This is a genomic window from Westiellopsis prolifica IICB1, from assembly GCF_004323185.1.
Lineage (GTDB): Bacteria > Cyanobacteriota > Cyanobacteriia > Cyanobacteriales > Nostocaceae > Pelatocladus > Pelatocladus prolificus_A.
This window is the reverse complement of record NZ_NAPS01000001.1, coordinates 2089316-2113722: the sequence shown is the minus strand read 5'-3', so window position 1 is coordinate 2113722 and position 24407 is coordinate 2089316. Positions and strand designations below refer to the sequence as shown.

Genomic DNA, 24407 nt, shown 5'->3' with positions numbered 1-24407 from the left:
CCCGATCCCCTATCCCCTATCCCCTATCCCCTACCCCTTCAGCTACAAGCTTGAGTCGGCGTAACTGAGCTTGCATATCTTGTTTTGTCCAGGTTTCGCCGAAGGTTTTAAAACCCCAACTAACTAGGGGATTAGGTATTTCAAATTCAAAACGGTTAATTAGACGTGTTCCTTTTGCTTGTGGTTGACATTCCCAGCGATCGCGTCCTTTGAAAAAACCCTCGAACCCCCAAACAATCAAACCTGGCTGTCTTTCGATCACAACACTATTCAAAGTTGGTTGGATCACAGGTATTTGAATCACAAACCGACTGCGACTACCAACATCAGTACTCCATTCACCTACAGGTTCACAACGCAATGCAGGATTGAGCCAACGATGCATTAAAATGCGATCGCTAATACAGCGTTCAACAACGGCGGCTGAAGCATTAATATCTATCGATTGTTCAAAAACTTTCATTGCAGATATTTCACTCTATATTTTAATCATATCTGCACTCAGATTAACGCAAAATCAGAAAGTAAGAATTATGAAAATATGCATCTAAAAAATAACTAATAACCATATGGCTATTAATCTTTCACTAATGTTTAATCTTCTATGATCAAATTACTATACTATGTAATTGTCAATACAAGTCAACTACTAAGAGATATATATTTTAGTTTGCTTTTTTAAATTAAAAAAAATAAAAATTCTGAAATAACGGTTGAGATCAATTGCCTGTAAAATTGACTCATTAAATTCAAATGTAAAACACTACGAAGTTACTGGAATGTAGAATTGTCCAAGCAATCTACTCCAAGAGCATCTACTAGTGTTTTCTGGATCAAATTTACTTTAATACCGGAAAACCATGAATACAACTTGGCAAAATATAACCCAAGTAATGGGAAATGGTTTGTGTGTTAGGGTGGAAACATTTTTAGCACAATCACCTACATTACCATCGCAACAAGATGCTGGATTCAATACTTATGTGCAGAACTCTTTCCAACAAATAGTTGCATTTCTACCCCGGTTGCTCGGAGCAGTAGCAATTTTATTGATTGGTTGGTTGATTGCTGCTGGTGTTGCTGCTTTGACGCGAGGAATCCTCAATCGCACACAAATTGATAATCGCATTGCTGCTGGCGTAATAGGACGTGAAGACAGTCGCGACCTTCCCCAAGTAGAAAAATTGATTTCTAACTTGGTATTTTGGGGTATTTTACTGCTGACATTAGTTGCTGTACTAGACACCCTAGAGCTAAGAGTTGCTTCTCAACCACTTAATACTTTCCTCAATCAAATTGGTGACTTTCTACCCAGATTGGTGGGGGCGCTAATTTTTGTCGGAGTTGCTTGGTTAGTAGCTACTGTTGTCAAATTAATCACAATTAGAGGACTACGGGCGTTAAGAATAGACGAACGCTTAAACGCACCAGAAGATAATGCTACTGCTCAAAATCAATTACCTCTGAGCGATACGATTGGTAATGCTCTGTATTGGTTCATCTTTTTATTATTTCTGATTCCAATACTAGATACTCTGGGGTTACAACGAGCGCTACTACCAGTAGAAGCGCTGGTGACGGAGATTTTGGCAATTCTACCGAACATTCTCGGTGCCATCATTATTGCTGCTGTTGGTTGGTTTCTTGCGACTGTTGTACAACGAATTGTCACGAATTTATTAGCAGCAACAGGAATCGACAATTTAGGAACTCAATTAGGATTATCTCGTGCTGCGGGAACTCAACCTCTTTCAAGAATCATTGGCACAATTGTCTATATTCTGATTTTGATTCCTGTAGCGATCGCCGCACTGAATACTCTGCAAATAGAAGCGATTTCCGTACCAGCGATCGCCATGTTGCAGCAAATTCTCAATGCACTTCCCGCAATCTTTACAGCGATCGCCATTCTCATTCTTGCTTATTTCTTGGGACGGTTCGTAGCAGATTTAGTCACCAACATTTTGACCAGTATAGGTTTTAACAATATTTTGTCTGTCTTGGGTATATCTACACCTTCAAGACAAATCGTCATTCCCGCAGAAGAACCTACACCACGAACTCCTACCAGTCGCACACCTTCGGAACTTGCAGGGATTATTGTATTAGTTGGGATCATGCTGTTTGCAACAGTAGCAGCTGTGAATATCCTTAATATCCCTGCTCTGACACTACTAGTAACTGGTATTGTCGTTGTACTAGGGCGGATTTTGGCTGGAGTGATTATCTTTGCGATTGGTTTATACCTAGCCAATCTTGCTTTTAGCATTATTACCAGTTCCGGTAATCCCCAAGCGAGAATTTTAGGTCAAGTAACACGGATTGCAATCATTGCGTTAGTCTCAGCAATGGCCTTACAACAAATCGGTGTCGCACCCGATATTGTCAATCTGGCTTTTGGCTTGTTACTCGGTGCAATTGCAGTGGCGATCGCTCTTGCTTTTGGTTTAGGAACCCGTGATTTAGCCAGAGAACAAGTCCAGCAATGGCTGGAATCTTTTAAAAATAGAGGCTAATTCAACTTGCAAGCAGCCTAGCTCACACCGTACCTGATAGGATCGGTGTTGGGTAGTTCACTATTATAAACTAGAGCTTAAAAACCGAGTTTTTGTTTGTGCAAAAACTCGGTTTCTGGTATTGGTGAATTAATTTTATGAACAACCAGTTTTGTAGGGTGTGTTGTCGCGCAGCACAATGCACCATCCGCTGGTTTTCGCTGCTGGTATTTTGAACAACAAGATCCCCGACTTGTTAAAGAAGTCGGGGATCTCGCTCAGGGCTGATAATATAAGTATTCAAACGAAAATAATATAAATCACTATTATGAATCAAATCAATCAAGTTGCAATTGTTGGCGCAACCCATGGAAATGAATTTACAGGGGGATACCTACTCAAAAAATTTGAGCAATTTCCTCATTTGATTCAGCGAACTAGTTTTAAAACTCAAACTTTACTAGCAAACCCCGAAGCTTTCAAAGTCGGTAGGCGTTATATTGATAAAGACTTAAATCGTTGCTTCCTCAGCCAAGACTTACAAGATTCGACACTTTCTAGTTATGAAGATATTCGAGCAAAAGCTATTAATCAAATACTAGGGCCAAAAGACAATCCCCAAGTAGATGTTATTTTAGATTTGCACACTACAACAGCAAACATGGGGTTGAGCCTGATCATAGGTAATAGAAATCCTTTTTGTTTACAATTGTCTGCTTATCTGAGCGCAATCAATCCTCTAGTCAAAGTTTGTTTAACACAAACTGATAAAGCAAGTTATTTACTGAGATCTCTGTGTCAGTGTGGTGTTGTGATAGAAGTTGGCCCTATAGCTCAGGGTGTTTTAAATGCAGATTTATTTCTCAAAACAGAGAGTCTGATTTACACAATTTTGGATTACTTAGAAGCATATAACCAAAATCAAATTACCGAAACTTATGATAGACTTACAGTTTATCAAGATATCGGAAGTATAGACTATCCCAGAAATAACTTGGGAGAAATTCAGGCGATGATCCATCCCCATCTGCAATTTCGAGATTATGAACCTCTTCATCCTGGCGATCCAATATTTCTCAGCTTTGATGGTCAAGAAATTACTTATCAAGGAGAATCTATAGTTTATCCAATTTTTATTAATGAAGCTGCTTACTATGAAAAAGGAGTTGCTATGCGTTTAACTCAAAAGCAGGAACTAGCATTTCTTAGCTAATTTAAAGTTTCAACTAAGTGTAGTGGCGTGGCACAGCTAAAATAGTGCAATAAATCTCTGATTTTAAGTAAGGTAACCCGATGCATTAACAATGTAAGTCGATACATTAACAATGTAACCCGATGCATTAACAATGTAAGTCGATACATTAACAATGTAACCCGATACATTAACAATGTAACCCGATACATTAACAATGTAATACCATTTCACGTTAATCNGGTTGTCAAGGCTAAATTTTGAGCAAGTATTTCAACAAAATTGAAGAACCAAGTAAAAGAACCCGATACATTAACAATGTAACCCGATACATTAACAATGTAAGTCGATACATTAACAATGTAAGTCGATACATTAACAATGTAACCCGATACATTAACAATGTAACCCGATACATTAACAATGTAATACCATTTCACGTTAATCACGATACACATAAATTTTGTAGAGACGCGATATATCGCGTCTCTACAGGGCCTGTATTTGTATCAGATTTTTTGTGAAATGGTATAACCCCATACATTAACAATGTGAAAATAATGTAGAGATCTTTCGGTAAAACTAAAATCCCCGCCTTCTCAAAGGATACAGCTGGCGAATCAGGGGTGACACCCCTCATCAAGATTTTTCGTCATTCCACCAGATGTAGAGACGCGCTGTTTGAAGCGTCTCTACAATCAATTTGTGGGCGAACGAGGGGTTAAACCCACCATTCGCCAGCTATATCCTCAAAGAAATCGGGGATCTTTTTGTTCAATAACAGTTAACTGTTAGATAAATCTACCTTTACCATCTTTGCGGTAAATACCAATTACAGATGGAATGGGAAAACCTTTAGGATCACCTTTACCACCGTCTTCTGCGGAAATATTGCTAGGCCAGCTGCTTCCACGGGGTACTGTACGAGTTTGATTAAATGTCTTTCCATCCAAATCTAGAATCTCAATCGTACGGTTCAATATTGTGCCATCATTAACTGGGCAATTTTCACCAGGATGCTGTACTGCAAGAAGCAATGTATCTCCAACAAAAGTTGGGCCTGTCATTTCACAACGCACTGGACCGTGAGCAAAAGGTATTACTGTTCCTGCGTTTGGTCCAACGGTAGGAATAAAGAAAAGCCAGTTATTACCGAAAACACCTGTAAAACTGGAAACATTACCACTAGCTGTATGATTAATAGTATTTTGAGTACCAGTAGCACCTATACTAAAACCATTATGGGTATCAGTAGACATATCTGTCACACCCCAGATATTAGCTCGGAAGTCAAACACTAGGTTATCTACATTCGCAAAACCAGCTCCAGTTTCCGAACCAGCTTCTCCACCTTGCTTAAATTTCTCCCACCGGAAGGTAAGACCTGTAGCATCGGTGCTATCTTCAATAATTTTGTAAAGTCCTCCTGATTGTTGGGTTGCATTTGGATCTGTGCTTAACTTAGCAACTTGGAAAATGCGAGAATCAGGATAACCATCACTTCCGGGCGCACCATCAGTATAAGCAATAAATACTTCTTTGGTGAGTGGATGAACTTCTAAATCTTCTGGACGTGCTGTAGGAGTTCCACCAGCCAGGTTTGCAGCGAGGAAAGCATCGCAGAGAATAGCACCTTGGTTTTTGTAGAAGTCAGATAATTTCTTACCTTGATAACCAGGTAGTGCGGTTGCTTCGTTGGTGCGATCGCAGTTAAATGCACCACCGTCTCTAGTTTGTCCAGCAACACCATTGCGTCTTGGTAATTTGATCAGACCATTTCTTTGTGCTGAACCTAAAGCAGCAAATTCTTTCTCAGAAATAACGCTGGGTGCTATCGGATCGGTGGGAGTATCAATCAGCAAAGGTATCCATCTACCTGTACCATCTGGATTGTAGCGGGCAACATACAAAATACCATTTTCCCACAGCTTGCTGTTGTTTTTATCAGTGGGGTCAGATACAGTACCTGTGCTAACAAACTTCCAAGTGTGTCCCCCGCGTCTGTCATCACCCATGTAACCGATTAATTTCTTACCTGCTTCAGCTCGTGTAGCAATATTTTCGTGGCGGAAACGACCTAGCCAAGTGTGTTTGCGGGGGCGGAAATTGGTATCAGCGGGATCAATTTCTACCATCCAACCATATTTTTCCCCTACTAAACCAAAGGTCTTGCCAACTGTACCATCGGTATAATCTGTTTGAGTACCATCAGGTTTGACTGACTCAGTCACACCGACAAAAAATTCTGCACTTCCTTGGAAGTTTTCTTCAGCAGTTAATACGGTTCCCCAAGGAGTTGTACCACCAGAACAGTTGTAAGCAGTACCGATAATTCTATTACCTAATCCGTCAGCACTAATGGTAAAAACTTCAGTTGCACCTGGGCCTGTACCAATTAAATAGTTTTGATCACCTTGCTGATGGGGACGACTTCCCCAAGCAGTAACACTTTTATATTCATCACTACGTTGACTGTTGATTCCCAATCCTGAAAGACCATGAATGCGGCGATTATTGGAATCTTTGACAACTTGGAATTTGTTACTACGGTTAGAACGATTACGACGAGAGATACGGATAACAGATGCACCCAGATTATAGAGAAATTCCCCATCTGTTTCTATGTTTCGTTCCCCAGGTAAAGACCACCCAATCACTGAAGCAAAAGCAGTAGGGAAACCGCTTCCTTTAAGATCAGATGGAATTTCTGGTGCTAATTCCGAAATCGGATAACTAACATATTCATGATTTATGAATAAGTAACCATCATTTTTATTGATGCTTGGGTCAGGATTCAAGTCTCTATCAATCGAGATAAAACTCGTGTAATCGCAGTTGTAACCAACATAATCATAGTCGTTGGGAAATACGCGATCGCCCCAACGAACTATGACATAGCGATCGTACTCTGGTGGAACTACCACATCATCAATTACTGTGTAGCTATTTAATTTTGCATCTCCCGAAGCCTTACGTACTTCTCCTTTTTCAATTGCTGTTGGTAAATAACTATTTAGCTCTTGATAAATTGGTAAAGGATGGGGTAAGCGTACAGGTGTAAATCTCAATGGTGCAATTTTTGCTTCGGCAATGTTGGAAACACTATCTATAATTTTGTCTCCTAATACAGCAGCACCAGCACTACCAGCAAAAAATACTAAAATTTGTCTGCGACTTAATTTAGACATGAAATTTCCTCTCTTGCAGTGTTATTTTCATCAAGTTTTAGTGAAAAAGCTAGACTGATATTAGTAGAGAATTACTCTGTAATCTGAATCTAAAAACATGTGTATATACGATGGTTTTCTACCCCATTGCTACTAATAAAAAATCAGTCAACCATGTTAAATTTGCAATTCTGGATTGAATAATCTTCTAATCCAAAATCCAAAATTTCAAATCAAAAGTTCTGTGGAACAGGGCTTGAACCGAAAAACAATCTAAAATCCAACATCCAGAATTGGCACGGTCAAACCTTTTCAAAATGAAGCTATGAAATCAAGAGTCTATCAATTAATTTATTATTACCAAAAATGCATAGCAAGCTATTATTTTGATCATAATAACTTGGTGAGTGCATCAATATGTTTTTGGTAAAATACAGGCAAAACCTATATTCGTTGTTTACACACGTAAATCCAGATGAAAAAAGTTAACACTATCAATCTAAATAACAAAAGTTAAAAACAGATTATCTCTAGGTTAATTGAATCAATTCAGTAATATTAAAAAGAAGTTATTTCTTGGTTAAATAAAATAAAAATATTATTCTTATACCAATTCACATTAATCACGATACATATAAATTTTGTACCAGACGCGATATATCGCGTCTCTACAGGGTCTTTTTGTGAAATGGTATTATTCGTTGAAGAGCTTATTTATTCAGTCTACTTTCACTATAGGATGGCTCTTCTTAGTTCCAGCAACAGCAAAAATTTATACCGCTTGTTTTTGTAATTAACTTGCTTAAAATGAGCGATCGCATACTAAAGAATCACCTTCTGTGCGCGAGCGAGGAGTGTCAAAATAGAAATATCCTCATCATAGAAAAACACCTACCCGTGAACACACCCATAAGCCCATCAGTCGCTACTCAAATTCGTAAAGCCGACCACATCCGCATTTGTCTAGAAGAAGATGTCCAATTCCAACAAACCACCAATGGACTAGAAAAATATCGTTTTAGCCATAGTTGTTTACCGGAACTCGATCGCAATGAAATTAATCTCAGTACTAATTTTCTAGAAAAGCATTTAGGCGCACCCTTGTTAATTTCCTCAATGACTGGAGGAACCCCAGAAGCAGGAATGATTAACCGTCGGTTAGCCGAAGTTGCTCAACATTATAAATTTGCTATGGGTGTCGGTTCTCAACGCATAGCTGTCGAAAAACCTTCTGTGGCTGAAACCTTCGCTGTCCGCAAATATGCACCGGATGTTCTCCTGTTTGCCAATTTGGGTGCTGTTCAACTCAACTATGATTACGGTTTAGAAGAATGTGAGCGAGTTGTTGATATCCTAGAAGCTGATGCCCTCATTTTGCACCTCAACCCACTACAAGAGTGTATTCAACCCAAAGGTGATATAAATTTCAGAGGTTTACTTGACAAAATAGCTAGCTTATGCGATAGAATACCAATTCCTGTAATTGCCAAAGAAGTAGGTAATGGTATTTCAGCAACAATGGCAGAAAAACTAATTGCAGCAGGAATCAAAGCAATTGATGTAGCTGGTGCAGGTGGCACTTCTTGGGCAAAAGTGGAAAGTGAAAGAGCAGAAAATCCCTTACAGCGGCGTTTGGGTCGAACCTTTGCAGATTGGGGTTTACCAACGGCGGAGTGCATCACCAGCATTCGTAAAGTTGCACCAACAGTACCTCTAATTGCCTCCGGTGGATTGCGTCATGGACTGGACGTAGCAAAAGCTTTAGCCTTGGGAGCAGATATAGCTGGTTTAGCCATGCCATTTTTGCAAGCAGCTGCTTCCTCAGAAGCTGCTGTTTACGACTTGGGTGAAGTATTAATTGCTGAAATCACCACAGTGCTATTCTGTACTGGCAACGGTACTATTAAGCAATTACAATCTTCAGGGAGCTTAGAATCAATAAAATAAGTATTAAGTCGTTAGTTGGTTGTTGGTGGTTATTAGTTATTAGTAATTTTTGACCAATGACCATTGTACAGACGCGATTCATCGCGTCTCTAATGACCAATGACCATTGTACAGACGCGATTCATCGCGTCTCTAATGACCAATAACCAATAAAAACAATATGCGGAATTTTATTAAACAAACTTTTGCTAGCTTAGTTGGAAGTATCCTGGGATTATTTATTTTTTTTGGTTTAGGAACTACAGGACTGTTGTTGCTGTTCTTTGCAGCCTCTAGAGATACCGGACCAATGGTTAAAGATAAGTCAGTGGTAGTATTTGACTTGGCAACGAAAATTACTGATGGAGAGCCAAGTTCTAGCGAATTGCTGCAAAAAGTCATCTCCGGTGAAGAACAACAGCAGATGACTCTCCGCACAGTTCTGGATACTATCGAAAAAGCACGGCGCGATCGACGTATTGTTGGTATTTATTTAGATGCAACTCGTCTTGCTGAAAGTGAAAACACAGCAGGCTTTGCTACTTTTAAAGAAATTCGCCAAGCCTTAGAAAAGTTTCGTGCCGCTGGTAAGAAGGTAATAGCCTATGGTATGGACTGGGGAGAACGGGAATATTACCTAAGTTCAGTAGCCGATACAATTGCGCTTAACCCTGTGGGAGCCATGGAAATCAATGGCTTGAGTTCCCAACCTATGTTTTTGACAGGCGCATTAGAAAAATATGGTATCGGGGTGCAAGTTGTGCGAGTCGGAAAGTTTAAAGGAGCAGTTGAACCCTTTGTACTTACCAAGCTAAGTCCAGAGAATCGGCAACAAACTCAAAAATTATTAGATGATGTTTGGACAGAGTGGCGTAATGCAGTAGGATATAGTCGTAAAATTACTCCTGGAAAATTACAAGCGATCGCAGATAACCAAGCCTTTTTGCAAGCAGATCAAGCCAAAAATAATGGGTTGGTAGATAAACTTGCGTATTTTGACGAAGTAGTTAGCGATCTCAAAAAGCTGACAGATAGCAACAAGGATGAGAAAACCTTCCGCCAAATTTCCTTAAATGAATACGCCCAAGTCCCCGGTAAATCTTTAGGAACAGAACGCAATTCTCAAAACAAAATTGCTGTAGTTTATGCTGAGGGAGAAATTGTTGATGGTCAAGGTGGCGATGGGGAAATAGGCGGCGATAGTTTTGCCAGAATTTTCCGTAAACTACGACAAGAAGAAGATGTCAAAGCGATCGTTTTAAGAATCAACAGTCCCGGTGGTAGTGCGACAGCAGCAGAAGTAATGCAACGGGAAGTACGCTTAACTCGCGATCAAAAACCAGTTGTTGTGTCAATGGGTGATGTTGCTGCTTCCGGTGGTTATTGGATTGCTAGCGACTCTAACCGTATTTTTGCTGAACCGAATACAATTACAGGTTCAATAGGTGTATTTGGACTGCTGTTTAATGCCCAAAAATTAGCCAATGACAACGGCGTCACTTGGGATACAGTTAAAACAGGACGTTATGCCGATAGTCAAACTCTTTCTCGTCCCAAAACTTCTGAAGAATTGGAAATTTACCAACGTAGTGTCAACAAAATTTACAATGTATTTCTTGGTAAAGTTTCCCAAGGTCGGAACATTCCCCAAGCAAAGGTAGCAGAGATTGCTCAAGGTCGGGTTTGGTCAGGTACAGAAGCCAAAAATATTGGTTTAGTCGATGAAATTGGTGGTTTGGATGCTGCTATTACCTATGCTGTTGAACAAGTAAAACTGGGAAATGACTGGGAATTACAAGAATATCCTAAATATGGAAGTTTGGGAGAACGGATATTAGGACAAGCTCCAGAACAAACACAGGTTTCTGTGAACTTAGATCAGCAAAAACTTCAATTACCAGATCCGCTAGGAAGTGAATTACAAAAACTCAAAGCTGAACTTGCAACTCTACAAAAGATGAACGATCCCCAGGGAGTGTATGCTCGTTTACCTTTTAATTTGAAAATAGAATGACCAATAACCAATAACCAATGACTATTGTACAGACTCGTAGACGCTCGTAAGAGCGGCTTCAAGGTAAGAGTATCATCGCGTCTCTACCAATGACCAACAACAAATGACCAATGACCAATGACCAATGACCAAAAAACAAAAATTTCCTTACTTAGTTGGTTCTAAGTGGACTGCACAAAAAAAAGTAGATGGTTGGCGACACTTCCAAGTTGTCAACCGTAAACATCAGGGTAAGTGGGTATATGCTGAAATGGTTTCTTCCTGTGACCCTAATGTCCGCTTTTGGATGAACGCCAAGCTACTAGAAGATCGTTCCCAATGGCATCCTGGCTGGCAATCACTGCAAGAAATTGAGGCTTTAGAGACTGGGTAGGCTGAAAAATAGACGTCGATTTTTTAAATGTAATAATTTTTTATATTTTCTGAGTAATGCCTCAGAATTAGCGATCGCGAATCTTGGCAGTTAATTTGCAACTGCCTATTTTTTTGCTAAAAATCACTTTTCAATGTGAACTGAGAGTACAGAATGACACTTGACTGAAATTTTGACAACAGAAGTTATGAGCTAGTGGTCTGTCGCATAAGTTCTGAGGGGTTATGAGGAGACAGATCCCCGACTTTTTTCAAAAGTCGGGGATCTTGTAGCCCAGCAAAATTAATGGGACAGACCACTAGTTTTAAGCTGATATAACAAGTCTATCCTTGTGTCAAAGAATAGCGCTTGTCGCTTTATATTCTTAGTTGCACTTGGTTAGCATAGAGTCTTAATACTCTTTTAACATAAGCTCTGTTTGATGAAAAGCATATAAATCAGGGAGATAAGTTTTTGTTTATTGTAACTATTTTATAATTAATAAAAACTTAAATATATAATTTATTGATTTTTTAGGTATTTATCGACATTTAATTAAAAAAAAGATTTAATAAAAACAATTTGAACTAAAAGCTTGTTTTTACAACATAATTCATTTTTAAGTCCCCTTTATTTTCAGATTTTTTTGGACAATAATGACACTCGAAGACTTCACACATCGCTGTTGCACGCGGTGCTGCAAGTGTTTGAGCCAATTGTTTTATAAAAAAAACTATAAAGAGGCAAAAAACAGTGAGATTAGCAGTTTACGGAAAAGGCGGTATTGGTAAATCTACAACTAGCTGTAATATTTCCGTCGCTTTAGCCAAACGCGGCAAGAAAGTCTTGCAAATTGGCTGCGACCCCAAACACGACAGCACTTTTACCCTTACCGGTTTCTTGATTCCGACGATTATTGATACTCTGCAAGAAAAGGATTTCCACTACGAAGATATTTGGCCGGAAGATGTGATCTACAAAGGCTATGGCGGTGTAGATTGCGTAGAAGCAGGTGGTCCACCCGCAGGTGCTGGTTGTGGTGGTTACGTAGTTGGCGAAACCGTAAAATTACTGAAAGAACTCAACGCTTTTGATGAGTACGATGTTATTTTATTCGATGTTCTAGGTGACGTTGTTTGTGGTGGTTTTGCAGCACCTCTGAATTACGCAGACTATTGCATAATTGTGACTGACAACGGCTTCGATGCCTTATTTGCTGCGAACCGTATTGCTGCTTCTGTCCGAGAAAAAGCTAGAACTCACCCCCTGCGTCTAGCTGGGTTGATTGGGAATCGCACATCTAAGCGTGACTTAATCGATAAATACGTAGAATCCGTACCAATGCCAGTTTTAGAAGTATTACCTCTGATTGAAGATATCCGTGTTTCCCGCGTCAAAGGCAAGACTTTGTTTGAAATGGCAGATGTCGATCCTTCTTTGAACTACGTTTGCGATTATTACTTAAACATCGCCGACCAACTTCTGTCACTACCCGAAGGTGTTGTACCTAAAGATGCCCAAGATAGGGAATTATTTTCTTTATTGTCTGATTTTTACTTAAATCCGAATAAACCACAGGTTCCTAATCCGGAAGAAGAATTAGACTTGATGATTGTATAAATCATTTTTCTCAGGATGGGAATATGGCCTTCTTCTATAGCTTTACAGATTCATTAAAGCAAAAATGGTTGCAATTTTTCCAAGTCAATCGCGACTGGATTAAATTGCACATGGAGGTAGAATCAGCTGACACGCCTGATGGCGGTAAGCGACCACCATCTTACCTGATCCTGGGAGTAGCTAACGCGCTAGAACCGAAGCTAGCACAGTTAATGCTACCTTTTTCTAAATTGAATCCGGATGCAGATACTTTGGTTGAGGTACTGGACTTAAATTTTGATCCTGATATTGCTCTTGGGAACAGCGTTACTCCCAAATCAGAGGAATCGCAACAAGAGGATGAATCATTGACCATCATGGAAGCAACATCCCATGGTGAAACATTGACAACTCAACCAACAGATGATTTTGGCATAAATGCGATCGCTCCTGATTTGGAAATGACCCACGACCATGAAGAAACCCTCATGGCTCCCGATACAATGGTACGGGATGAACTCAGAGCAATGGCAACGGAACATCTCAATAACTCCAGTGAGAATTTCCCGTCCCAAGATCACAATTCTGACAACGAATTCCAGCAAACATCTCACCCAGATGCAGCAGATGAATTTGGCGACATTTCCTTTGATGCAATGAAGGAAACAGACAACACAATCTCCGCCACAACTGCACCTGAAGAAAACGAGTTTGGTGACGTGTTGTCAGATGTTTGGAGTACTGAGACTGGTTCCCTCAAGGGTGAATCAACTACAGATTTTTTCGGGGAAGAAATATCCAATAACAGTTTTGATGACTCGGATATCGCCCGTCTCTTCCCCAACACGTAAATACAGAGTTAGGAGTTTGTCAATTGTCCAGAGTCAATTGTCCAGAGTCAAGAGTTTTTACTAGTAAAGATTGACCATTGACAATTGACAATTGACCCTTGACTTTTGACCCTTAACTCTTAACTTAAAAACTTAAGGGGAGAATATATCAAAATGACTGCTGCTCAACCAGAAGCTTTAAATTTTGAGTGTGAAACCGGTAATTACCACACCTTTTGTCCGATTAGCTGTGTCGCTTGGTTGTACCAAAAAATTGAAGATAGCTTCTTTTTGGTAATTGGTACAAAAACTTGTGGTTACTTCCTGCAAAATGCGATGGGTGTAATGATTTTTGCAGAACCCCGTTACGCAATGGCAGAGTTAGAAGAAGGTGATATTTCGGCACAACTCAATGATTATGAGGAATTAAAGCGTTTGTGCTTGCAGATTAAGCGCGATCGCAACCCCAGTGTAATTGTCTGGATTGGCACTTGCACTACTGAAATTATCAAAATGGATTTAGAAGGTTTGGCTCCTAAGCTGGAAGGCGAAATTGGTATTCCGATTGTTGTTGCCCGTGCCAATGGCTTAGACTACGCCTTCACCCAAGGGGAAGACACGGTGTTAGCTGCAATGGCTGCACGTTGTCCAGATAAAGCTTCTGTGGTAGAAGCAGAGAAAAACGAGCGTAACGCCATTCAAAAACTCCTCAATTTTGGTAAGAAAAAAGAAGAAGTTGCTGAAGAAGAGTCTGAATACGTAAATCACCCACCACTAGTACTATTTGGTTCACTCCCTGATCCCGTAGTTACTCAGCTAACTCTAGAACTGAAAAAACAAGGTATTAAAGTTTCTGGTTGGCTACCCGCCAAACGTTTTACAGAATTGCCTGTCATTGAAGAAGGGTATTATGTCGCTGGTGTCAATCCCTTCCTCAGCCGCACTGCTACAACTCTGATGCGGCGTCGTAAATGCAAACTCATCGGCGCACCTTTCCCCATCGGCCCAGATGGAACCCGTGCTTGGATTGAGAAAATTTGCTCGGTGTTTGGTATTACCCCCCAAGGTTTAGAGGAACGCGAAGCTCAAATTTGGGAAGGTTTGGAAGAATACGTCAAACTAATTCGTGGTAAATCTGTATTCTTCATGGGTGACAATTTGTTGGAAGTTTCCCTGGCACGGTTCTTGGTACGCTGCGGAATGACTGTGCATGAAATTGGTATACCCTACATGGACAAGCGCTACCAAGCTGCGGAATTAGCCTTGTTGGAGAAGACTTGTAAAGACATGGGTGTACCAATGCCCAAGATAGTGGAAAAACCAGACAATTACAACCAAGTCCAACGAATTTATGAGTTAAAGTCTGACTTGGTAATTACTGGTATGGCTCACGCGAACCCCTTAGAAGCACGGGGAATTAATACTAAATGGTCTGTGGAATTTACTTTTGCTCAAATTCACGGTTTTACTAACGCTCGTGACATTCTTGAGTTAGTTACTCGTCCACTGCGTCGTAATAATAGTCTCAAAGATTTAGGTTGGGATAAATTGGTGAAGGAAGAAGCCAAGATTTAGGATTTGGGTTTCGATTGAGCAACATCATGATTAATTAGTAGGGGCGAACCTTGTGTTCGCCTTTTTGGAAAAAATTTTTGGTTTACTGTTAAATCCCTGCAAAAATATTTTGATAAACCATCTTTACAGCCATTAGTACCAAGACTAAACTGAAGACTATTCTTAATATCTGCGTTTTTGTACCGATGAGAACTCTTGCTCCTAAGAAAGCACCGGGTAAGATACCTAACATTACCGGCATAGATAAACCTGGATCTATGTACCCACGCGCAAGATATACACCTGCTGATGCGGCGGCGGTGACACCAATCATAAAATTGCTAGTAGTTGTGGAAACTTTAAATGGGATACGCATTACTTGATCCATTGCTAGTACTTTAAACGCTCCCGAACCAATACCTAGTAATCCAGAAATTATACCAGCAAGCAACATCACGGCAAACCCTGCGGGTACAGAATGCACTTGATAAGATATTGTGCCTTCAGGTGTAGGATAACTGCTATTAAGTTGAAGATAATCAGCTAGGCGATCGCTTGTTTCATCTTCTGAATTTTCTAATTTCGGTTGTCCTGAAAGGTAAGCAGAGTAAAGTAAAACAATTGCCAAAACAATAGCTAGTGCTTTCACAGAAACAAAGGTAGCAATTAAAGCTCCAATAATAGCACCAATAGTTGTGGCAACTTCTAAAAACATTCCCAAGCGTAAATTTGTCAAGCCTTTTTTAATATATGTAGAGGCTGCACCAGCACTTGTAGCAATTACAGAAACTAGTGAAGCTCCCACTGCATAGCGAATATCAACAGCAAATACAGAAGTTAATAAGGGAACAATGACAACTCCACCTCCCAATCCTGTCAGCGAACCAACAAAACCAGCAGTAAAAGATCCCAGCCAAACTAATAAGGAAAATTCTAAAACACTCAAATTTTATAACCTCTTGATGTTAACTCAAAGTTTAAGAGTTATAAATTCACAAATGCAATAGATTCAGAGTCCCACTTTTGAATGTTATGAAAACACCTAATCTTATTAAGACAGTCCCAATGAAACAAGTTTGATCACTAAAGATGAAAGAGGTTTTTTCTCCTACACCCCTAAATCCTTACCCCTTGACTATTGACTATTAAGTGTTGATTCTTCTTGCGGAAGTAATGTTGTCTCAGTCTCTGGCTTTTCACTAACAATATTTGCTGACTGCGAATAAGGTTTAACAATAAAACTTACACCAATTGCCCAAGCTATCGCTACCATCCAACCTGCAAGAATATCACTCGGAAAATGAACGCCTAGATAAAGCCTTGTCCAGCCTATAGTCAATAGATACAAGCTACCTGAAGTTACCGTCAACCAACACCAAATACTACCCCAGGTCAAAACGACCAAAATTGCCACAAATGTCATACTTGTCATCGCGTGACCACTGGGAAATGAATAGTCAAACTCAGGTGCGACAGAGTCCCACAGATGAGGACGTACTCTGTGCCAAAATTCCTTAGCTGTACGGTTGATGGTAGCGCTACCGATGGCGGTGATCAGTAAATAACTGAGCGATCGCCAACGACGTTGCACTAATAAAATTAGAGTTATGACGAGCAAAATCGGTAATACAGTTCTAAATGAACCGAATTTGGTCAAAAAGGCGGCAATTGCGTCTAATTGTGGCTGTGCTACAGAGTGAATTGTGACCAGAATCGGTAAATCCCAGGGAAACCCACCTTCATTTTGCCGCACCTCCAACGCCAGCAATCCAAATACTTGCAGTGGTAGGTATATTCCTAACAATAGCAACAACAGAGAACGCCAATGAGTAATTAATAGTTGTTGCAAAAACCCCATAGGTGTCTTTTGTTGTGATTTTTCTGTCAATTGGGTTTGAATTTTTACTTTTTCTAGCTCTGACATATGAAATACGCTATTGTGCAGGAGTTAATGTAGTTTTATTTAAATACTGACATATAAATCTCCTTGTGAAGCGTGAATATAAGCTTAAACCCGGTTTCAGAAGAAATCGGGTTTTGTTTGTAGTGTTACCCAGTCAAAGTATTTTGTATCACACCATACTTTTACTCTAGACTTTTGTTTTTCTTTATTTTAAAATACAGTAAATTGATCGTTTTTTAGGAGTTTATTTTTTCAGCTCCATAGCGGTTTGCAGTTGAGTCGAATACACACCTCCCCCAACTCCTTCTTTTGTAGGGAAGAGGAGTAATTTCCGTTCGTCAACAGTTGAGTTTTACCAGACAAACTGCACAACAAAATTACTGTCAATCTTGTAGTTGCGACTAAGTTGCAATGACAAAACCCTATTCAAAACAAGAGTATGGATTTTTTACTATTACCTCTATTCAGCTTTCTAGTTGGTATCATTGTTGGTCTTACAGGAGTTGGTGGTGCTTCCCTGCTCACCCCGATGTTAATTTTTGTTTTTCAAGTTCCACCTGTTACAGCAGTAAGTTCTGATGTGGTTGCTGCAACACTGATGAAAATTGTTGGTAGCATCAAGCACTACCAACAGCAAACCCTAGATGTAGAAGTAGTAAAGTGGTTAGCCTTGGGGAGTGTTCCTGGTTCATTGGTTGGGGTAGGAATCTTGCACTTACTCAGACAGACTGGAGAAGCTTACCTAAACAGCATTATGCTTCATTTGTTAGGTACTGCCATTATGTCGATTACAATTTTGGCACTAGTACAAATGTTACTCTTGAGCTTCTTTCCAAAATTGCAACTACCTGAAGTCCCAAAATATGATTTAAAAACTAATATAGGGCGCTTACAAACAATAACCACGGGGATTATTTTAGGCTGTATTGTTGGTTTAACCAGTGTCTCTTCTGGTTCAATGTTTGCATTAGTACTGATTGCATTCTTTCATCTCGATCCACGGAAGTTAGTAGGTACAGATATCTGCCAAGCTGCTATTTTGTTATTATTTACTTCTCTTGGACATTTAACATTAGGGACAGTAGATTGGAATTTGGTATTACCAATATGGCTAGGCTCAGTACCAGGAGTTTTACTAGGCGCTAAAATCTGCCAAATCGCGCCCCAAAAGCCACTTCGATTTATTATTTACTCTATATTAATGATGGTCAGCTTAAAGTTAGTTTATTAGTCAATAGTCAATAGTCAATAGTCAATGATCGCTTTTTTATCTCCTTGTCCCCGATCCCCGATCCCCGTTACCCCTTATCCCCAGAGGGGGCCCCACCTTCCCCGATCCCCAATCCCCGATCCCTATTCCCCAAAAGTTTCAGCTTTATTAACCAAGTTTTTCTCTCGTTTAAGACTTTCTTCAAGGGCTTGAATTTGTTCTCGACGTGCTTCTAGTTCCAGGGTACGACGTGCTAAGTCTTGGTTTTGCAAAGTCAAGTTTTGTCGCCACTGTTCTGCTCTTTCTGCTTCTTGACGCAAAAAATCTGGAGTAATACCTGTAGTCAGGTAAGTACCGATCAAATCCATTACCCAATTAGTAGCTTCTTCGATTTTTTCTATATCACCTGTGGGAGAAAGCTCGACTAAAACAAGCAATTTCTCTGTCATAGTCTTGCCTTTTCCTAAGAGAATAAAAGCTTCTTCTGGGATTTTTACCCAGATATTATTAGCTTCTTGACGTGCTAATAAATGTAATTGAAGTTGGTTTAAAAATTCGTTTCTGTGTACTTGGGCTAGATAAAGCATAAATTTAAAAAACATATGAATTACAAATTATGAAGAAAGAATAATGAATGATGAATGATCAGAGATTTCATAATTTCTAATTCATCATTCATCATTCTTATAATTATGCTAACTGACGCAAGCGATCGCGCAAGATTTCAGCTTGTTTTTGAGCTTCTGCTAAAGTGTCTCGTGTTTCCTGTACGACATTTGCTGGAGCTTGTTCAACAAATTTAGGATTACTTAACCTAGCTGTCAGGGATTTAATATCCCCTTCTAGTTTGCTAAGGCGTTTTTGCAGCTTGGTGGTATAGGCTTGAATGTCTACGACACCAGCAAGATAGAGTAAGACTTGTACAGTACCAACTACGCCTGCGATCGCTTGTTCTTTTGCTTGTGGCTGTTCTGATTGTTCTGATTGTGGTAGGCTATTGTGATCAGATGATTGGAACTGTTGCCAGAATGTTTGTCTAGCCTCAGCAGATAGTAAATACCGAGTGACAAACCACGCAACATAACCAAAACCCACAAGTTCAAAGAAATTTCCCAGCAACGGAATATCATCAACTGCATCGGCGATCGCTATACCAATTCGGAAAAAGTAAATTGCTGCAATCACCAAAGCGATCGTCTTCCAACCAATTCGGGGTTTTTCTCCCTGTTCTTTATTCTCGCTAACAGCGATAGTTAAATTCTCTACCTTCGCCAAATCTTTAATATAAGATTGTCCCGTAGTTAGAATTTCCCTTTCTTGGGAGCTATCACTTTGTAAATTGACATTAACTTTCACTGCTGGTTTCACATCCGCTTCGGCGCGTAAGTTGCGAATAGTGCGGATTGTACCAATCAATAATTCAAACTGCTCTTCTAGCCCAGAATCTATTAAACTTGTCTGTGCTTCTGGATACCGCTGTAAAGATAAACTTTGTTGAGTATCTTCACCTTGTTGGGTGAGAGTGTGCCAAATTTCCTCAGTAATATGAGGCATAAAAGGATTAAGTAGCTTCAAAATCCCTTCCAGCACATAAGCCAAAGTTTGTTGTGCAGCCCGTCGCGAAGTTGGATCAGCATTCTTTTGCAAGCGAGACTTGACTAATTCAATATACCAGTCACAAAAATCACCCCAGATGAAATCATACAAACCCTTAGCAGCTTCACCCAGACCGTAATTATCCATATAATTACGTGTTTGCTGGACAACACCGTAATAACGTGAAAGAATCCAGCGATCGCTCAACTCTGTAGCCGTTGGTTCTCCTAATTGCTGCGGCGTCTGTCCATCCAAATTCATCATCACAAACCGCGCCGCATTCCACAACTTGTTAGCAAAGTTGCGGGACGCCTCCACCGACGGCGACTCGTCGGTCTTACGGTTGTAGTCCAAGCGGATATCTTGACCCGCCCCTGCTACTTCCTTAATCATCGTGTAACGCAGGGCATCCGTACCATACTTTTCAATCAAAATTAACGGATCAATACCATTACCTGCGGTTTTGGACATTTTCTTGCCATTTTCATCCAACACCAAACCGTGGATGTAAACATCTTTAAACGGCATTTGTCCCGTAAAATGTCCTGCCATCATCGTCATTCTTGCAACCCAGAAAAAGATGATGTCAAAACCAGTAACCAAAGTACTATTCGGGTAATAAGTTGTTAAATCAGGAGTTTGTTCCGGCCAACCCAAAGTAGAAAACGGCCACAATCCAGAAGAAAACCAAGTATCCAGCACATCAGGATCACGTTCTATCTTGACATTTTCGCCAAATCGTGAAACTAACTTTTCTCGTGCTTCCGCTTCACTTCGCGCCACAGCAAACGGCGTGTTATCGGTAATCTCATCACCCGTTTCACTAACAGCGTACCAAGCCGGAATTTGGTGTCCCCACCATAATTGCCGAGAAATACACCAATCCTTCAACTTCACTAACCAATCACGATAGACCTTATGCCAGCGTTGAGGCACAAACCGGGGCGAGTTTTTCTCATCAAGGAATTCCAGCGCCCGGTCTGCCATCGGGCGGATTGTGACAAACCACTGCGTTGAAAGCAATGGTTCCACCGGAACTTTACCACGCTCACTATAAGGAACCGTATGCTTATAATCTTCCACCTTCACCAGAACACCATCTGCCTCTAAACGAGCAACAACATTCTTTCTGGCAACAAAGCGGTCTTGTCCTTGAAACTCGCCAGCATTCTCATTGAGAGAGCCATCCTTGTTCATAATATTGATAAACGGCAGATTGTGACGCTTGCCCATTTCAAAATCATTCAGATCATGAGCAGGAGTCACCTTCACACAACCAGTTCCAAAACTGGGGTCAACCAACTCATCACCAATAATCGGAATTTCCCGATTCATAATAGGCAACATCAGAGTTTTCCCAATCAAATGCTGATAACGTTGATCATCGGGATTTACCGCCACCCCCGTATCACCCAACATGGTTTCTGGTCGAGTCGTCGCCACCTCTACATAACCAGAACCATCACTTAACGGATAACGGAAGTGCCAAAGATGACCATCAACTTCTTTAGCATCCACTTCCAAATCAGAAACAGCCGATTGTGACTCTGGACACCAGTTAACTAAATATTTACCACGGTAAATCAGCCCTTCATCGTAAAGACGATTAAAAGCTTCCAAAACAGCTTTGGTTAAACCTGCATCTAGGGTAAAACGTTCCCGCGACCAATCCACCGACACACCCAAACGTCGCAGTTGATTAACAATTGTTCCCCCAGATTCTGCTTTCCACTCCCAAGCCCGTTCGAGAAACTTCTCGCGTCCTAATTGATCGCGAGTTTTACCCTCTGACTTAAGTTGCTTTTCCAGCGTTGTATGGACAGCGATGCTGGCGTGGTCAGTTCCGGGTAAATAAAGAGCATTATCTCCCTTCATGCGGTGATAGCGCACGAGGGTATCAATTAAACTGTTGTCAAAAGCGTGACCCATGTGCAAGCTGCCGGTGACATTGGGGGGTGGGATAACTATGCAGTAAGATTCACCACCTGCTTGGGGGTCAGCTTTATAGGTTTGATTTTCTTCCCAAAATTTTTGCCACTTGGCTTCAGTGGTAAAGGGATCGTATCTGTCAGGGAGATTAGTAATTGTTGCGGTCATGCTGGGAAAACTGAGTGCGGAAGGACTTTTATAAATTTTGCCACAGGGGTGGAGGGTGTTTGATGGAAATGAACCGCAGAGGGCGCAGAGAAAAGAGAGTTAGGAGAGGAGATGAGTCAGCTGACGGGAATGGTAATTGGTGCAGCGATTGAGGTACATCGATTATTGGGACCGGGGTTTTTGGAGTCGGTGTATCACCAAGCTTTAAGGTTTGAGTTTCAGATGCGGGGGATACCTCACAAGTTTAAGCACCCTGTTGCTGTCAAGTATAAAAATCATCAAGTTGGTGAGGGCGAATTAGATTTTTTGGTTGGCGATCGCCTGATTGTTGAGCTGAAAGCTGTGGAAAGGTTAACCCCCATTCATGAAGCACAAGTCATGTCTTACTTAAAAATGACTAAAAACCCTCTCGGTCTTCTCATCAACTTTAACGTCCCTCTTCTGAAAGAAGGTATAAAACGCATCATCTTCTCTCCATAACTCTCTTGGCGTTCTACCTTACGGTAGACACGTAGACGCTTCTGCGGCTTCCGTAGGTAGTGGCTTGGTGAAAGTAGCCGCTTGCGCGTCTAAGGCATCTTGGCGGTTCATTATATCTAAAATTTTAGATGGGTAATGCGATCGCATACTTCATCTAGTAAATGAAGGTAGTGCCTATAAAAGATTTGACGAGCATCTTAGTCAATTGAAAGAAAAAGGAGAAAAAGACGATGGCGAAGAAGTTTAATGAAATTATGCAAAAACTTCCACGCGCACGCCGAGATAAAATCGAAGCGCGAACAGCTGAGTTAATTGCCGAACATAGCTTTTTTAATTATGGAAAGTAGCGGTAAATATCCTTACGATGGAGAACACGAACAAAAATTATTGTCTCTTCTTCAAAGGTAAAACCAATACGGTAGTCTCCTACTCGAATACGATAGACTTTATCAGCATCCTTGAGCTTTTTCAAATTGCTAATTTCGTCCAAATTGGAATAGCTGGGAATTTCCTCAAAGACCAGAGATTTTATAGAGTCGTACACAGGAGTACTTTTAAGCGCTTTTAGGTCTTTAATAAAACTTGGTTTGTACTCGGTATTCATTATTGCTCAAGTTCTTTCAGTGCATCTTGGAGACTGAGAGATGTTTCACCTTGAGCTAGTTGCATAGCTCGGTAAAGTCCTTCGTCTTCAAGAGCTTCTAACAATTGCTGATATTTTTCAAGGTCTAAGACAACTTTCATAACTTGACCTTTTGCATCTGTGATTAATTCTTGAACAAAAGGATATTCTTCTGCTTTCATAAGTTATTGCGATGAGTAGTTTTCCTATCTCTACTTTAGGTGAGTAAAGGATAAATTTTCAGAGCGATCGCATCTTTAAAAATTTGAAAGATAAGTATAGTCTTTCTAAAAGATCCCCGACTTTTTAGAAAAGTCGGGGATCTAAGCTCTGCGATACTTAGTTATGCGATCGCAACCAATAATACACTTCACCTACTTTTGTGCTGTTTAGTGTTTGTATCGCTGTGCAATCTAAACGCAACTCCCTACAATGCCAATGTATCGAGTTACATTGTTAATGTATTGACTTACATTGTTAATGTATCGGCTTACATTGTTAATGCATCGACTTACATTGTTAATGTATTGACTTACATTGTTAATGTATCGGCTTACATTGTTAATGTATCGACTTACATTAAAATTTTTGCACAAATTAAGTTAATTCTCATCAAAATCTCCCCCTCACCGCGTCCCCACATCAGCTTTTAAATACTTGCGAGTGTCAATACCATCACACACTCTCCTATCCTCTTCGCTCACATCAGGATTAGTCTTGAGATAATCATGCACCTGAGCGCAACCCTGTGCTAATAAATTATCAAGATGCACAGAATCTAAATCCCACAATTTGATTGTGCTGTCACCACTTGCAGAAGCCAGAGTCTTGCCATCTGAGCTAAAAGCGACACTGTACACCTCATCACTATGGCCTCTGAAAGTGGCAAGTTCTTCTCCTTGCAAATTCCACAATTTGACTGTTTTGTCACTAGCAGAACCAATGTCGTTACTACTTGCAGATGCAATAGTCTTACCATCTGGGCTAAAGGCGACACTTGATACTGCACCACTATGGCCTTTGAAAGTGGCAAGTAGTTTACCTTGCAAGTTCCACAATTTGACTGTGCTGTCATTATTTGCAGAAGCCAGAGTCTTGCCATCGGGGCTAAAGGCGACACTATTTACCCCATTGCTATGTCCTTGGAAAGTGGCAAGTAGTTTACCTTGCAAGTTCCACAATTTGACTGTACTGTCATTACTTGCAGAAGCAATTGTCTTGCCATCTGGGCTAAAGGCAACACTATTTACCCAAACATTTACCCAAACCTCATCGTTATGCCCTTTGAAAGTGGCAAGTAGTTTACCTTGCAAGTTCCACAATTTGACTGTACTGTCATAACTTGCAGAAGCAAGAGTTTTGCCATCTGG

General features: G+C 40.4%; 19 protein-coding genes and 1 pseudogene. 10 read left to right on the top strand and 10 right to left on the bottom strand.

The features are described 5' to 3' along the window. Positions 1 to 16: 16 nt before the first annotated feature. Entirely contained in the window at positions 17 to 463 is a 447-nt protein-coding gene (locus B4U84_RS08980; protein WP_131117084.1) for an SRPBCC family protein, read from the bottom strand. 397 nt (positions 464 to 860) lie between these two features. Here B4U84_RS08980 and B4U84_RS08975 point away from each other — a divergent pair, with 397 nt between their 5' ends. Both B4U84_RS08975 and B4U84_RS08970 read left to right on the top strand, forming a co-directional pair. Further along, on the top strand, positions 861 to 2516 hold the full coding sequence (locus tag B4U84_RS08975) for a mechanosensitive ion channel (RefSeq protein ID WP_131117081.1): 1656 nt from the start codon (positions 861 to 863) through the stop codon (positions 2514 to 2516). Between the two features lie 307 nt (positions 2517 to 2823). Further along, on the top strand, positions 2824 to 3708 hold the full coding sequence (locus B4U84_RS08970) for an aspartoacylase (RefSeq protein WP_044447562.1): 885 nt from the start codon (positions 2824 to 2826) through the stop codon (positions 3706 to 3708). A 221-nt stretch (positions 3709 to 3929) separates the two neighbouring features. On the opposite strand, the pseudogene B4U84_RS31145 reads toward B4U84_RS08970, so the two are convergent. After that, positions 3930 to 4145 (bottom strand): annotated as a pseudogene (locus tag B4U84_RS31145) (hypothetical protein); the annotation flags it as partial. A 333-nt stretch (positions 4146 to 4478) separates the two neighbouring features. Continuing rightward, a complete protein-coding gene (locus B4U84_RS08965) occupies positions 4479 to 6875 on the bottom strand; it encodes a PhoX family protein (RefSeq protein WP_131117078.1) in 2397 nt (798 codons plus the stop codon). 876 nt (positions 6876 to 7751) lie between these two features. Between B4U84_RS08965 and fni the strand changes: the two genes are divergently transcribed. The 6 genes from fni to B4U84_RS08935 all read left to right on the top strand — a co-directional run bounded on the left by fni (position 7752) and on the right by B4U84_RS08935 (position 15150). Further along, positions 7752 to 8801, top strand: coding sequence for a type 2 isopentenyl-diphosphate Delta-isomerase (fni, locus tag B4U84_RS08960; protein ID WP_131117075.1), 1050 nt, complete (start codon positions 7752 to 7754; stop codon positions 8799 to 8801). A gap of 160 nt (positions 8802 to 8961) precedes the next feature. Further along, on the top strand, positions 8962 to 10794 hold the full coding sequence (sppA, locus tag B4U84_RS08955) for a signal peptide peptidase SppA (protein WP_131117072.1): 1833 nt from the start codon (positions 8962 to 8964) through the stop codon (positions 10792 to 10794). Positions 10795 to 10918: 124 nt separating this feature from the next. Next, a complete protein-coding gene (locus tag B4U84_RS08950) occupies positions 10919 to 11167 on the top strand; it encodes a TIGR02450 family Trp-rich protein (protein WP_017313713.1) in 249 nt (82 codons plus the stop codon). A gap of 732 nt (positions 11168 to 11899) precedes the next feature. Further along, a complete protein-coding gene (gene bchL / locus B4U84_RS08945; protein WP_017313714.1) occupies positions 11900 to 12766 on the top strand; it encodes a ferredoxin:protochlorophyllide reductase (ATP-dependent) iron-sulfur ATP-binding protein in 867 nt (288 codons plus the stop codon). A 23-nt stretch (positions 12767 to 12789) separates the two neighbouring features. Beyond that, positions 12790 to 13596 (top strand): DUF5331 domain-containing protein, encoded by an 807-nt coding sequence (locus B4U84_RS08940; protein ID WP_017313715.1) that lies wholly within the window; start codon positions 12790 to 12792, stop codon positions 13594 to 13596. A gap of 153 nt (positions 13597 to 13749) precedes the next feature. After that, positions 13750 to 15150: a ferredoxin:protochlorophyllide reductase (ATP-dependent) subunit N gene (locus tag B4U84_RS08935; protein WP_017313716.1), complete on the top strand. Its 1401-nt coding sequence runs from the start codon at positions 13750 to 13752 to the stop codon at positions 15148 to 15150. Positions 15151 to 15238: 88 nt separating this feature from the next. Here the strand turns inward: B4U84_RS08935 and B4U84_RS08930 are convergent, their stop codons facing one another. Both B4U84_RS08930 and B4U84_RS08925 read right to left on the bottom strand, forming a co-directional pair. Next, on the bottom strand, positions 15239 to 16075 hold the full coding sequence (locus tag B4U84_RS08930; protein WP_131117069.1) for a sulfite exporter TauE/SafE family protein: 837 nt from the start codon (positions 16073 to 16075) through the stop codon (positions 15239 to 15241). Positions 16076 to 16264: 189 nt separating this feature from the next. Next, on the bottom strand, positions 16265 to 17053 hold the full coding sequence (locus tag B4U84_RS08925) for a phosphatase PAP2 family protein (RefSeq protein ID WP_017313718.1): 789 nt from the start codon (positions 17051 to 17053) through the stop codon (positions 16265 to 16267). A 418-nt stretch (positions 17054 to 17471) separates the two neighbouring features. Here B4U84_RS08925 and B4U84_RS08920 point away from each other — a divergent pair, with 418 nt between their 5' ends. Continuing rightward, positions 17472 to 18263 (top strand): sulfite exporter TauE/SafE family protein, encoded by a 792-nt coding sequence (locus tag B4U84_RS08920; RefSeq protein ID WP_131117066.1) that lies wholly within the window; start codon positions 17472 to 17474, stop codon positions 18261 to 18263. Between the two features lie 122 nt (positions 18264 to 18385). Here the strand turns inward: B4U84_RS08920 and B4U84_RS08915 are convergent, their stop codons facing one another. Further along, positions 18386 to 18829, bottom strand: coding sequence for an HmpF-related protein (locus B4U84_RS08915; protein WP_026082202.1), 444 nt, complete (start codon positions 18827 to 18829; stop codon positions 18386 to 18388). A 103-nt stretch (positions 18830 to 18932) separates the two neighbouring features. Next, the gene (locus B4U84_RS08910; RefSeq protein ID WP_131117064.1) at positions 18933 to 21935 is read right to left on the bottom strand and encodes a valine--tRNA ligase; all 3003 of its coding nucleotides are present in this window, start codon (positions 21933 to 21935) and stop codon (positions 18933 to 18935) included. A gap of 111 nt (positions 21936 to 22046) precedes the next feature. On the opposite strand from B4U84_RS08910, the gene B4U84_RS08905 reads away from it, so the two are divergent. Beyond that, positions 22047 to 22415 carry a GxxExxY protein gene (locus B4U84_RS08905; protein ID WP_131117061.1) on the top strand — a complete coding sequence of 123 codons (369 nt, stop codon included), beginning with the start codon at positions 22047 to 22049 and terminating at the stop codon, positions 22413 to 22415. 334 nt (positions 22416 to 22749) lie between these two features. On the opposite strand, the gene B4U84_RS08895 is transcribed toward B4U84_RS08905, so the two are convergent. From B4U84_RS08895 to B4U84_RS08880, 3 genes are all read right to left on the bottom strand, one after another. Beyond that, the gene (locus B4U84_RS08895; protein ID WP_044447575.1) at positions 22750 to 23019 is read right to left on the bottom strand and encodes a type II toxin-antitoxin system RelE family toxin; all 270 of its coding nucleotides are present in this window, start codon (positions 23017 to 23019) and stop codon (positions 22750 to 22752) included. After that, a complete protein-coding gene (locus B4U84_RS08890; RefSeq protein WP_044447577.1) occupies positions 23019 to 23219 on the bottom strand; it encodes a RelB antitoxin-like protein in 201 nt (66 codons plus the stop codon). Before B4U84_RS08890 ends, B4U84_RS08895 begins: the two co-directional genes overlap by 1 nt. 444 nt (positions 23220 to 23663) lie before the next feature. Beyond that, positions 23664 to 24407, bottom strand: a 744-nt coding sequence (locus B4U84_RS08880) for a WD40 repeat domain-containing protein (protein WP_131118828.1), incomplete at its 5' end; no start/stop codon positions are given.

Excerpts from the sequence above, each read along its gene's own strand:
- B4U84_RS08905 (WP_131117061.1), top strand. The coding sequence starts at position 22,047 with ATGAGTCAGCTGACGGGAATGGTAATTGGTGCAGCGATTGAGGTACAT.
- B4U84_RS08920 (WP_131117066.1), top strand. The coding sequence starts at position 17,472 with ATGGATTTTTTACTATTACCTCTATTCAGCTTTCTAGTTGGTATCATT.
- sppA (WP_131117072.1), top strand. The coding sequence starts at position 8,962 with ATGCGGAATTTTATTAAACAAACTTTTGCTAGCTTAGTTGGAAGTATC.
- B4U84_RS08975 (WP_131117081.1), top strand. The coding sequence starts at position 861 with ATGAATACAACTTGGCAAAATATAACCCAAGTAATGGGAAATGGTTTG.
- B4U84_RS08925 (WP_017313718.1), bottom strand. The coding sequence starts at position 17,053 with ATGTCAGAGCTAGAAAAAGTAAAAATTCAAACCCAATTGACAGAAAAA.
- B4U84_RS08950 (WP_017313713.1), top strand. The coding sequence starts at position 10,919 with ATGACCAAAAAACAAAAATTTCCTTACTTAGTTGGTTCTAAGTGGACT.
- B4U84_RS08915 (WP_026082202.1), bottom strand. The coding sequence starts at position 18,829 with ATGCTTTATCTAGCCCAAGTACACAGAAACGAATTTTTAAACCAACTT.
- B4U84_RS08940 (WP_017313715.1), top strand. The coding sequence starts at position 12,790 with ATGGCCTTCTTCTATAGCTTTACAGATTCATTAAAGCAAAAATGGTTG.
- B4U84_RS08965 (WP_131117078.1), bottom strand. The coding sequence starts at position 6,875 with ATGTCTAAATTAAGTCGCAGACAAATTTTAGTATTTTTTGCTGGTAGT.
- B4U84_RS08980 (WP_131117084.1), bottom strand. The coding sequence starts at position 463 with ATGAAAGTTTTTGAACAATCGATAGATATTAATGCTTCAGCCGCCGTT.
- B4U84_RS08890 (WP_044447577.1), bottom strand. The coding sequence starts at position 23,219 with ATGAAAGCAGAAGAATATCCTTTTGTTCAAGAATTAATCACAGATGCA.
- B4U84_RS08935 (WP_017313716.1), top strand. The coding sequence starts at position 13,750 with ATGACTGCTGCTCAACCAGAAGCTTTAAATTTTGAGTGTGAAACCGGT.
- B4U84_RS08895 (WP_044447575.1), bottom strand. The coding sequence starts at position 23,019 with ATGAATACCGAGTACAAACCAAGTTTTATTAAAGACCTAAAAGCGCTT.
- B4U84_RS08910 (WP_131117064.1), bottom strand. The coding sequence starts at position 21,935 with ATGACCGCAACAATTACTAATCTCCCTGACAGATACGATCCCTTTACC.
- B4U84_RS08970 (WP_044447562.1), top strand. The coding sequence starts at position 2,824 with ATGAATCAAATCAATCAAGTTGCAATTGTTGGCGCAACCCATGGAAAT.